Raw genomic sequence first — 10,952 nt, 5'->3', positions numbered from 1 at the left:
CCAGCCGGCTGCTGAGTGCGCCCTTGCCCGCCAGCGCGGCAACCTGGGGTAGCCGGTCGCGCAGCGCTTGGGCGATGCGCATCTGCCCCGAGGCGCGCCGCGACCCGATCGCCATCGCCGCGGCCACCTCGGCACACGCCGAGTCCCACGGATCGAACGCCCACCACACCCGCTCGTCATCGGCGTCGACGCGGCGCCGCGTCAACTCGGCGATCGCGGCCAGCCGGCGCGCACCGGCGATCGCCTCCTGGCGCACCCCATCCTCGATCGCGGCGATGACGTCTGCATCGCTGGCCGCCGCGAACTCCGAATCGAACATATATTCGAGTATATTCGCGACCCCGACAAATTTGCCTCAGCGGTGTTGATACCTGAAAGTCGCTGTTCAGGCCGCTTCCCATAAAAACTTGACACCTGTAAAGTTTGGTCTCATGGACAACATCAGGGGCAAGACGATCGCGATCACCGGCGCCGCCCGCGGCATCGGGTTCGCGACAGCAAAGGCGCTGCTGGCCCGCGGTGCGCGGGTGGTCATCGGCGACCGCGATGTGGCGCTGCAGGAGTCTGCCGTCGCCGACCTCACCAAGCTCGGTCCGGTGTCGGGCTACCCGCTCGACGTCACCGATCGCCAGTCGTTCGCCACGTTCCTCGACAAGGCCCGCACCGACGGCGGTGGCCACATCGACGTGCTGATCAACAACGCGGGCGTGATGCCGATCGGCCCCTTCCTCGAACAGTCCGAGCAGGCGATCCGGTCGGCCATCGAGGTGAACTTCTACGGCGTGCTCACCGGGTGCCAGCTGGTGCTGCCAGAGATGGTGGCCCGCCGCAGCGGCCACATCGTCAACATCGCCTCGCTCGCGGGCATGGTGGCCGTGCCGGGGCAGGTTGTCTACGCCGGGACGAAGTTCGCGGTGGTGGGCCTGTCCTCCGGATTGTCCGACGAGTTCGCTTCGCAGGGGGTCGAGGTGAGCTGCGTGATGCCGACGTTCACCAACACCGAACTCATCACCGGCACCCACACCTCGGCGTTGCAGAAGCCGGTCGAGCCCGAGGACATCGCGGCGGCCGTGGTCAAGGTACTGGACAAGCCGACCACGCTGGTCTCGGTTCCGACGTGGGGCCGGTTCATCAGCGCGATCACGCCAACGCTTTCGGCAAGGGCTCGTCGCTGGATGTCGCACAAGATGGGCAACGACACGGTGTTCCTCACTTTCGACCGCACCGAGCGGCAGAAGTACGAACAGCGCGCGCAGGCCGCTCAGGGTGTCGTGGAGTCCCCGGAGCGGTAGGCCTCGATCGCGTCGATCCGCTCGAAGAACTCGTCGGGCGTCATCGGCCGGTCTTCTGCGGTCCCGACCAGGGTCACGTGTACCAGCTCTGCGTTCTCCGCGGCGTGCATCCAGATCGTCGTCACCGGCTCGAAGCCATCACCGACCTCGGATCCTGACGGCGGATAGAACCAAATGACGAATTCCTCGTCGGACTGATCATCATCGAATGTCCAGCCGCGCTGGATGATTCGCGCGTCGAAGCTCTCCAACCCCTCGACGAGCTCGACGCCGTCGACCATGTCCTCCAGCGCAGCGTCGGGAATCCAGTTCGCGTCCCTGGCGGCCCGCCGCTTGTCGCGACGAGCCCGCTTGGCCTGTGTCTTTCTGCTCCTCGCGTGCGCAGAAGGCTTCCTGGACAACTAGCCCAGCGCCTGGTCCAGATCGTTGATCAGATCCTCGGTCCCCTCCAGCCCGACCGAGATCCGCACCACGCCGTCACCGAGCCCGATCGCAGCGCGACCCTCGGGCCCCATCGCGCGATGGGTGGTGGTGGCCGGATGCGTGATGAGCGACTTCGCGTCGCCGAGATTGTTGCTGATGTCGACGATCTTCAACTTGTCCAGGACCTCGAAGGCGCGCTCCTTGGAGCCGCCCTTCAGCTCGAAGGTGACGACGGTGCCGCCGCCGGTCATCTGACGCTTGGCCAGGTCGTACTGCGGATGCGATTCCAGGAACGGGTAGCGCACCCAGCTCACGGCGGGATGGTTCTCGAGGAACTGCGCGACGCGCATCGCGGAATCGCAGCCGTATTGCACCCGAACGGCCAGCGTCTCGAGGCCCTTCAACAACACCCACGCGTTGAACGGGCTCAGCGCCGGACCGGTGTGCCGCATCAGCTTCTGTACCGGCTCGTCGATGTATTCCTTGTCGCCGAGGATCGCGCCGCCGAGCACGCGGCCCTGCCCGTCGATGTGCTTGGTGCCCGAATAGACCACTACGTCGACGCCGAGCGGGAAACCCTGCTGCAGGATCGGCGTGGCGAACACGTTGTCCAACACCACTTTTGCGCCGGCACCGTGCGCCATTTCCGACACCGCCGCGATGTCGACCAGCGACTGCATCGGGTTCGACGGCGTCTCGAAGAACACCGCCTGCGTCGGCTTGGACAGCGCCTGCTCCCACTGCGACAGATCCTCGCCGTCGACGAACACCGTCTCCACGCCCCACCGCGGCAGGATCTCGTTGCACACCACGAAGCACGAGCCGAACAGGCTGCGGGCCGCGACGAGTCGGTCACCGTTGGCCAGCAGCGCACCAAGCGAGGTGAACACCGCGGCCATTCCGGTCGCCGTAGCGAACGCCGCAGGCGCGCCTTCGATCAGCCGCAGCCGCTCCTCGAACATGGAGATCGTCGGGTTGCCGTACCGCGAGTACACGTACCGGTCGATTTCACCGGTGAACGCCTTCTCCGCCTCTGCCGCGCTTGCGTACACATACCCGGACGTCGGGTAGATCGCCTCCGCGGTCTCTTCGAAGCCGGACCGCAACAGGCCGCCGCGCACCCCGATGGTGGCCTGGCTGACGCCCTCGGGCAGTTCGGCCGGGGTGCGCACCGACGGCTTGTCCTTATCGCTCACGACTGCGTCCAAGGCAGGCCGAGCGCCTTCCAGCCGGTGGACCCGCGGTGCTTGTCCTCGTCGAGGTCGCCCTCGAATCCGTCCAGGATGTTGTAGGACGGTGCGATGCCCGCCTCCGTCGCGGCCTTGGCGGCGCCGATCGATCGGTTTCCGGAGCGGCACAGGAACACAACGGGCCGGTCTCCGGGTTCGACGCCCGCTGCGACGAGGTCGTCGACGAAGCCGTCGTTTCTGCTGCCGTCGGTGCGGTTCCACTCGACGTAAACGACGTCGCGATCGAGACCCGTCAGGTCGGGCACGCCGACGAAGCGCCATTCCGCCTCGGTGCGGCAGTCGACGAGCACGGCCTGAGGGTCATCGTTGAGAAGTTTCCAGGCCTCTTCAGGTGTGATGTCTCCCGCGTAGCTCACGATCGCGAGTGTCCCATACCTAGCTGGGACCGGTCGAACAGACCTTCCACGCTCCACCCTCGCGGAGGAAGGTCATCGGAACAGGCGCTTTCTCGTCCGGCGCCTTGTCGAAATGGTAGGTAACGGTCGCCGTCGCACGGTCCCCGTCGATCTTGACGTCGGTGACGTCGTCGACGAACCGGGCCCCGCGCTTGGCCGCTGAATCCCGTTGGCGGGCAACCATATCGGTCTCCGAACCCCGCACCTTGTCACATGTGTACACACCGAAGTCGGCGAAATCCTCGCGCTGCAGCGCGTCATTCTGACCGACCGCGGCCCGCGCGACACGCTGGTCTTCTGGGGTGCGGTCGCCCTCGAAAACGCTGAACAACCAGATTGCGATCACGACGACCACAATGATTGCCAGCGCACCCACGAACGGGGCCATGGTCGGCCTGTCGGCGGCCTCGTCGGACGGCACGGCTACCAGAGTTTGCGCAGCACGCCGGTGACTCGGCGCACCCTGTCCCTGGCGGTCGTCACGTCCGGCGCGGTCGCCAGCGCCAGCCCGAGTCGACGCCGGGGTTCCCCCTCGTCGGGCCGGTTGAACAGCCGGGCATCGCTCTCCGCAACGGCCAATGCGTCGCCGAGCACCGCGTTGACGTTCTCCGGCGCGATCTCGACTCGCGCCCAATCGGCACCCGCATACGTCACCTCTGCGGCACCAGGGGAGATCATGATGGTGTCCACATGCAGCCCCAGGATCGCTCTTGCGTGCAGTTCGAACTCCGAAAGCCGTTGCGACCGAAGGGTTACCAGCCCACTGTCATGCGGTCTGGTGCGGACGTCGGCGAAGTACACGTCGTCACCGCTCACCAGCAGTTCGACTCCGAAGACGCCGCGGCCCCCGAGCGCGTTGACGATGCGCGCGGCGATCGACTTCGCCGCGTCCAACGCAGGGGCCGACAGCGACTGAGGCTGCCAAGACTCCAGCAGGTCGTTGTCCCCCGCGCGGTGGCCGATCGGTTCGCAGAAATGCAGCGCGGGCCCCGTCGGTCCGGTGGTCCGGACCGTGATGAGGGTGATCTCGTGATCGACCTCGACGACGGTCTCTGCGAGCACCCTGCTGTGTGCAACCCGGCCCGCCGAAACGGCGCGCTGCCACGCCGCCTCGACATCCTCGATGCGCAACAACACCGACTCGCCCTCGCCCGGCACCCCCGCGATCGGCTTGACCACCAGCGGGAAGCCGGCGTGCTCGGCCACCGCGGTCAGCTCGTCGACCGACCCGGCGAACCAGAACGGCACGGTCGGCAAGCCCAGCTCATCTGCGGCCAGCTTCCGCATGCCCTCCCGGTCCTGGGACATTCGCACACTGCGGGGTGTCGGAAACACCTCCAAGCCGCGCTCTGCGGCAGCGACAAGCGCGTCCACCGCAATGAGGCCGGACTCGGCAACGACAAACAGCGGGTTGGCCCGCTCGATGATCGCGGTGAGCGCCTCGGCGTCGTTCATCTTCACCACCGCCGCGCGATCGGCCACCCCGTGGGCGGGCGCATTCGCATACCGGTCGACTGCCACCACCTCACGGCCGAGCCGCTGGAACGCCAGGGTCAACTCTCGGCTCAACTCACCGGAGCCGAGCAGCATCACCGCGCTGCGTTCGTCGCGCTGCGCGGCCGGCTCGGTGTCGGTCGACTCGTCGCCCGGCGTGTCCTCGGGTTCGGGGGTTTGGTTGGTTTCACTCATCGGGGGTCAAGCCTGCCAGATCCTCACCCGAGCCGGATGTCGATGTAGCACCATCGCCAGTTCTCTCCGGGCTCAACGGATCGCATCACAGGGTGGCCGGTGTCGCGGAAGTGTTCGCTGGCGTGTTGATGCGGGCTCGAGTCGCAGCAGCCGACGTGACCGCATGTCATACACATCCGCAAATGCGCCCAGGTGTTCTCCCCCAGCTCCGCGCAGGCCTGGCACTGTCCGGGAGTAAGCGGCTGCGGTTCTGAGGTTGCAGCCAAGAGATGCGGGCAGGTGGTCGGCCCCTCCGATGCCCTAGCTTCGCGTCCGCGCGATCTCTTCAGCATGCTGTCCAAGGATAGGGACATCGTGTGACGCAGGTTCGGCGAAGGAGGTGTGACCCAGTGCAAGGCTCCCTGCTCGCCGTGTTGGTGCTGTCGGTGCTGCTGGCCGCTTTGGCGCGCCGCTTCAACGCGTCCGCTCCCCTGGCACTGGTGGTGGCGGGCCTTGCGGTGAGCACGATCCCCGTCTTCGAGGACATCGAGCTCGACCCGGAGCTCGTACTCTATGTTCTGCTGCCGCCGCTTCTGTGGTCGGCCGGCCTGGAAAGCAGCTACCTCAACCTGAAACGGAACATCCGTCCTATCTCGCTGCTGGCCGTCGGTCTGCCGCTGGTCACGACGTTCGCGGTCGGCTTCGTCGCCTTCCACACGGTGCCCGAGCTGACGGTCGCGGCGGCGCTGACGCTCGGCGCCATCGTGGCTCCGCCCGACGCGGTCTCGGCCACGGCCGTCGGCCGCAGGCTCGGCCTGCCTCGCCGGGTGATGACGCTGCTCGGCGGTGAGAGCCTGCTCAACGACGCAACCGCGCTGACCGCCTACAAGGTCGCGCTCGCCGCGGCGATCGGCAGCGCGGCGACCTGGGGCAAGGGCCTTGGCACGTTCGCGCTGGCCGCAGGAGGCGGCGTCGTGATCGGCGTCGCGCTCGGCGCCGTCATCGCCCTCATCCGGTACCGCCTGCGGGATCCGCTGGTGGAAAGCGCGCTCGGCCTCGTCGCGCCGTTCGTCATCTATCTCACCGCCGAGGAGGCGCACGGGTCGGGCGTGCTCGCGGTCGTGGTGGCCGCGCTCATGCTCGGCCAGCTGTCGCCGCACGCCGGCTACGAGACCCGGCTGCAGGACCAGGCGGTGTGGAAGGCCGTTCAGCTGCTGCTCGAGTCGTTCGCGTTCCTGATGATCGGCCTGCAGTTGCCGACGGTGATCGGCGAGCTCGCGGGCATCTCCGCCTCGGTGATCTTCGCCTCGTCGGCGGCCGTGCTCGCGACCGTGATCGTCGTGCGGATCGTGTGGGTGTATACGTTCGCCTACCTGCCCAGGATGCTGTCGCCACGCATCAGGGAGCGCGAGCCCGCGCCGACCGTCGCGCAGGTCTTCGTGGTGGCGTGGGCGGGGATGCGCGGTGTGGTCTCGCTGGCCGCGGCATTCGCGGTGCCGATGACGACGTTGTCGGGCGCCCCGCTCCCCGGCCGCCCGCACATCGTGTTCCTGACCTTCGTGGTCGTCATCGGCACGCTGCTGCTGCACGGGCTGACCCTGCCGTGGCTGATCCGGCGGCTCGGCGTGCAGGGCGACGACGCGCGCACCGACGCGATCGCCGCAGCGGCCGCTCAGGAGAAGGCTGCCACCGCGGCCGCCGACCGGCTCGACGAGCTGCTGGCCGACCCGGAGACCGCCGAAGTGCACGAGCGGGCCGCAGATGTGTTGCGCGCGTGGAACACTCGGCGACGAAACTCGGCGTGGGAGCGACTCGGCCGCACCGAGGAGGAGATCGGCGAGAGTCCGACGGCGGCATTCCGGCGACTACGGCTGGAGATGCTGGCCGCCGAACGCAAAGCGTTCATCGCCGAGCGAGACAGCGGGAACATCGACGACGAGGTGCTGCGGTCGGTGTTGCACGGACTGGATCTCGAGGAGGCGACGCTCAACCGCACTTGAGCGGGAGCAATGAGGCAGCGGCGGGAGCCGTATTTCCTTCCCTCTTCAACGTATAGCGCACAGGGGGGCTTGCGGCAAGACCCCGGTGATGTCGCAGACTCGTCCCCCTGGCTTGCGATTTGGGGGTTGAAGCGATGCGTGTTTTGTTGTCGTCGTGGGGTTCACGCGGGGATGTCGAACCGTTGATGGGATTCGCGCTGGCGCTAAAGGGGCTCGGCGCGCAGGTTCGGGTGTGCGCACCACCCGACTTCGTGGATCTTGCGGCGCGGGTCGACGTGCCGCTGATCCCGATGGGCAAGTCGCTGCGCGAGATGCTGCACGGGCAGAAGCCGCTGACACCGGCCGACGCGCCCAAGACGGCGGCCAACCTCGTGGCGATGCAGTTCGACACGGTCGCCGCCGCTGCCGATGGATGCGACGCGGTGGTGGCGACGGGTTTGATGCCCGCAGGTGTGCGATCGATAGCCCAGAAGCTGGGCATCCACTACGTGTGCGTGGCCTTCCTCCCCGGCACCATCCCCTCGCCACACCAGGTGCCACTGCAGCGGCCCGGTCGGCCGTTCCCGCCGGGTGAAATCGACAACCGCGTGCTGTGGGACGTGGACGCGGAGCGGGTCAACGCGCTCTACCGTGACCCGCTCAACGCACATCGCGCGGCAATCGGGTTGCCGCCGGTGGACAACGTCCGTGATCACGTCCACACGGACCGGCCATGGCTGGCTGCAGATCCGATCCTCGCCCCGTGGCCCGGTTCGCCGGATCACGACGTGGTGCAGACCGGTGCGTGGATCCTTCCCGACGACCGTCCGCTGCCAGCCGATCTGATCGCGTTCCTCGATGCGGGCGCGCCGCCGGTGTACGTCGGCTTCAGCAGTGTGCGCGCGCCTCAGGACGTCGCCAGGGTCGCCATCGGGGCCGTCCGCGGGCATCGCCGCCGCGTCGTCGTCTCGCGCGGCTGGGCCGATTTGGCACCGATCGACGATGAGGACGACTGCTTCACCATCGGCGAGGTCAACCACCAGGCGCTGTTCACGCGGGTTGCGGCGGTCGTGCACCACGGCGGCGCGGGCACAACGACGACGGCGGCACGGGCGGGCGCACCCCAGGTCGTCGTCCCCCAGATGGCCGACCAGCCCTACTGGGCGGACAGGGTGGCGGCGCTCGGTATCGGTGCCGCACACGACGGACCGACCCCGACGGTCGAGTCGTTGTCGGTGGCGCTCGAGGCCGCCATGACTCCCGGGACGCGCGCCCGCGCCGCTGAAGTGGCAGGCAGCATCCGCTCCGACGGGGCGACGGTGGCCGCCAAGCTTCTCATCGAGGAGGTCACTGCTCGTCGAGCTCGCAGCGAAATGCGCGCATCGCGTCGATGATCGCGGTGAACGTCCGGTGCGCCGCGGCGAGGTCGTCGGTGGGCAACGCGGCCATCGCGCGCCGGTTGTGTTCGGCCAGGGGCGTGAAAAAGCCTCGGGCGACAGCGATTCCGTCGTCGGCAACCCGCAGCATGACCTTGCGCCGATCGGATGGGTCGGACTCGCGGCGGAAGTGGCCGGAGGCAATCATCCGCTCGACGAGGTAGGTGATGGCAGCGCCGGACATCCCCATCTTCGTCCTGAGTTCGCCCGCGGTCAGGGGCGAACCCGACGTCTCGGCCACCATGACGTACAGCAGGGCGCGGAAGTCGTTGGCCGCCACGTCATGTCGTCCGGCGAAATGCCTTCCGATCTGATCGGACTCCGCGGTCATCGCCCGCACGTCGGCCGCGATGATCGCTTCCAGTGCGGCCCGGTCGGTCTTCGCCACCAGAGCAGCATAGCTGCAATAAGTTCATTTGATTAACAGTTAACTATCTGAAATATTGGACGTCATGACCGGGCGGTTCTCGTGGGCGCTGGCACTGGCCGTACTGATCGTCTCTGGTGCGCTGATCGGCCTGATCGGCAGCGACGACTCCAGCGAGCAGTCGCCTGTTCCCGTGCCAACCAGCGCCGAGTCCGCGCGGGCGGACGCCGTGCGGGCACAACTACCCGGTGGTGACCGGGTCCCCGCGATCGTGGTTTTCAGTCGCCACGACGGCGAGGCACTGACCCCGGCCGATCTGGCAGCGATCAAGCAACAACCCGTGGTGGTGGCCGAGGACGGCCGGGCGGCGGTGGCCACCGTGCCGTTGGACGCCGGGCTGTCGGGCTTCGCGCTCGGTGATGCGGTCAACGCTCTGCGCGATTCCGCGCAAGACGGGCTGCTAAGCGACCTCCGAGTCGAGGTCACCGGCGGACCCGCGTTCGGCGCCGACATCGCGAACTCGTTCTCCGGAGCCAACATCACGCTGCTCGCCGTCACCGCGTTTGTGGTGGCGCTGCTGCTGATCGTGACCTACCGGTCGCCGGTGCTGTGGCTTGTCCCGCTCGCCGTGATCGGATTCGCCGACCGCGTCGCCGCCGTCGTCGGTAGTGCGATCGCCCAAGCCGTCGGCATGACACCGGACGGTTCGACGTCCGGCATCACAAGCGTGCTGGTATTCGGCGCGGGCACCAACTACGCCCTGCTGCTGATATCACGGTACCGAGAAGAGTTGGGCCGCACGCAGAATCACCGCGACGCCCTTCGGGTGGCGGTCCGCCAGGCCGGGCCCGCGATCCTGGCAAGCAACGCCACCGTCGTGCTGGCGTTGCTGACCCTTGTGCTCGCCTCGTCACCTTCCACCAGAAGCCTCGGGGTGCAGGCCGCGTCGGGTCTCGTCGTGGCCGCGGTGTTCGTTCTGCTCGTGCTGCCGCCGCTGCTTGCCCTGTTCGGCCGCAGGCTGTTCTGGCCTTTCGTTCCGAAGGTCGGCGCGAAACCCCTTACCGAGGGCGGCATTTGGCACCGTGTCGCCGATGCGGTGGCACGCAGACCGGCCCGCGTCACCACGGTGGCCGTCGCGGGCCTGGTACTGCTCTGCCTCGGACTGTTGACCACACCGATCGGCCTGTCGCAGACCGAACAGTTCCGGGTGCAGGCGGAGTCGGTCAGCGGATACGACACGCTCGCGGCCCACTTTCCCAGCGGCCTGACCAACCCCACCCGCGTCATCGCCCAGACCGGCAGAACGGCAGAGATCGAGCAGGCGATCAGGTCAACGCCGGGCGTCGTGTCGGCCAACCCGGCAGGCGCACCGCACGACGGACTCAGCCAGTGGTCGGTGGTGCTCAGCGCCGCGCCTGCATCCGACGATGCCTTCACAACCATTGATGCACTGCGTGATTCGGTCCACCGCGAGGATTGCGGTGCGCTGGTCGGCGGGCCGGACGCGCAGGCCCGCGATGCGAGCGCGGCGGCCGCGCGCGACCGGCTCGTCATCATCCCCGCCATCCTCGCCGTCGTACTGCTCGTGCTCTACGTGCTGCTCCGATCGGCCCTTGCGCCGTTGATCCTGGTCGCCGTGACGGTGCTCAGCGCGCTGGCCGCGCTCGGGCTCGGCGGCTGGGCGAGCGTGCACATCTTCGGCTTCCCTGCGCTGGATGACACCGCCCCGCTGTTCGCATTCCTGTTCCTGGTGGCACTCGGCGTCGACTACACGATCTTCCTCGTCACCCGCGCCCGCGAGGAGACACCCGGCCACGGCACAAGGGACGGCATCGTCAGGGCCGTCTCGGCCACCGGCGCCGTCATCACCAGCGCGGGCATCGTGCTGGCCGCGGTGTTCTGCGTACTGGGTGTGCTGCCGCTGATCGTGCTCACCCAGATCGGCATCATCGTCGGCCTCGGCATCCTGCTGGACACTTTCGTCGTGCGCACCGTGATCATCCCCGCCCTGTTCACCCTCATCGGGCCACGGATCTGGTGGCCCGCGCTGCGCGACGGGGACTACGGTTCACATAGTGGAAAGACACATGGTCGCCACCGCGCTGGGGCGGTTAGGGGTCCAGGTTCGCGGTAGCGGTGAGG

The 10,952-nt window shown here is 67.9% G+C and carries 12 protein-coding genes; 4 read left to right on the top strand and 8 right to left on the bottom strand.

The genetic code is table 11. The features are described from left to right. A partial coding sequence (locus D6M19_RS25425) for a DUF222 domain-containing protein (protein WP_123024764.1) occupies nt 1-319 on the bottom strand: 319 nt, incomplete at its 3' end. 112 nt (nt 320-431) lie between these two features. On the opposite strand from D6M19_RS25425, the gene D6M19_RS25420 reads away from it, so the two are divergent. Next, entirely contained in the window at nt 432-1,292 is an 861-nt protein-coding gene (locus tag D6M19_RS25420) for an SDR family oxidoreductase (RefSeq protein WP_123028046.1), read from the top strand. Here the strand turns inward: D6M19_RS25420 and D6M19_RS25415 are convergent. Genes D6M19_RS25415 through D6M19_RS25390 form a run of 6 tightly spaced genes read right to left on the bottom strand, consistent with a single transcriptional unit; the run spans nt 1,262 to nt 5,381 of the window. Further along, on the bottom strand, nt 1,262-1,693 hold the full coding sequence (locus D6M19_RS25415) for a hypothetical protein (RefSeq protein WP_123028045.1): 432 nt from the start codon (nt 1,691-1,693) through the stop codon (nt 1,262-1,264). The genes D6M19_RS25420 and D6M19_RS25415 overlap by 31 nt on opposite strands. Continuing rightward, nucleotides 1,694-2,911 (bottom strand): O-succinylhomoserine sulfhydrylase, encoded by a 1,218-nt coding sequence (locus tag D6M19_RS25410; RefSeq protein WP_123028044.1) that lies wholly within the window; start codon nt 2,909-2,911, stop codon nt 1,694-1,696. Then, the gene (locus D6M19_RS25405; protein WP_123028043.1) at nt 2,908-3,321 is read right to left on the bottom strand and encodes a rhodanese-like domain-containing protein; all 414 of its coding nucleotides are present in this window, start codon (nt 3,319-3,321) and stop codon (nt 2,908-2,910) included. Before D6M19_RS25405 ends, D6M19_RS25410 begins: the two co-directional genes overlap by 4 nt. Before the next feature lie 19 nt (nt 3,322-3,340). After that, on the bottom strand, nt 3,341-3,748 hold the full coding sequence (locus D6M19_RS25400) for an Rv0361 family membrane protein (RefSeq protein ID WP_123028058.1): 408 nt from the start codon (nt 3,746-3,748) through the stop codon (nt 3,341-3,343). Nucleotides 3,749-3,783: 35 nt separating this feature from the next. Next, nucleotides 3,784-5,049, bottom strand: a complete 1,266-nt coding sequence (gene purT / locus D6M19_RS25395; protein WP_123028042.1) for a formate-dependent phosphoribosylglycinamide formyltransferase — start codon at nt 5,047-5,049, stop codon at nt 3,784-3,786. Nucleotides 5,050-5,072: 23 nt separating this feature from the next. After that, nucleotides 5,073-5,381 (bottom strand): UBP-type zinc finger domain-containing protein, encoded by a 309-nt coding sequence (locus D6M19_RS25390; protein WP_123028057.1) that lies wholly within the window; start codon nt 5,379-5,381, stop codon nt 5,073-5,075. Between the two features lie 57 nt (nt 5,382-5,438). Between D6M19_RS25390 and D6M19_RS25385 the strand changes: the two genes are divergently transcribed. Together D6M19_RS25385 and D6M19_RS25380 are read left to right on the top strand one after the other, a co-directional pair. Next, a complete protein-coding gene (locus D6M19_RS25385) occupies nt 5,439-7,028 on the top strand; it encodes a Na+/H+ antiporter (protein WP_123028041.1) in 1,590 nt (529 codons plus the stop codon). A 134-nt stretch (nt 7,029-7,162) separates the two neighbouring features. Continuing rightward, the gene (locus tag D6M19_RS25380) at nt 7,163-8,401 is read left to right on the top strand and encodes a glycosyltransferase (protein WP_123028040.1); all 1,239 of its coding nucleotides are present in this window, start codon (nt 7,163-7,165) and stop codon (nt 8,399-8,401) included. Here D6M19_RS25380 and D6M19_RS25375 read toward each other — a convergent pair. Continuing rightward, the gene (locus D6M19_RS25375; protein WP_123028039.1) at nt 8,355-8,831 is read right to left on the bottom strand and encodes a MarR family winged helix-turn-helix transcriptional regulator; all 477 of its coding nucleotides are present in this window, start codon (nt 8,829-8,831) and stop codon (nt 8,355-8,357) included. The genes D6M19_RS25380 and D6M19_RS25375 overlap by 47 nt on opposite strands. 64 nt (nt 8,832-8,895) lie before the next feature. On the opposite strand from D6M19_RS25375, the gene D6M19_RS25370 reads away from it, so the two are divergent. Continuing rightward, entirely contained in the window at nt 8,896-10,944 is a 2,049-nt protein-coding gene (locus tag D6M19_RS25370) for an MMPL family transporter (RefSeq protein WP_123028038.1), read from the top strand. Nucleotides 10,945-10,952 lie beyond the last annotated feature (8 nt).

Origin of the sequence: Mycolicibacterium stellerae (assembly GCF_003719305.1) — a bacterium.
GTDB lineage: Bacteria > Actinomycetota > Actinomycetes > Mycobacteriales > Mycobacteriaceae > Mycobacterium > Mycobacterium stellerae.
This window is presented reverse-complemented; position numbering and strand designations above follow the sequence as displayed.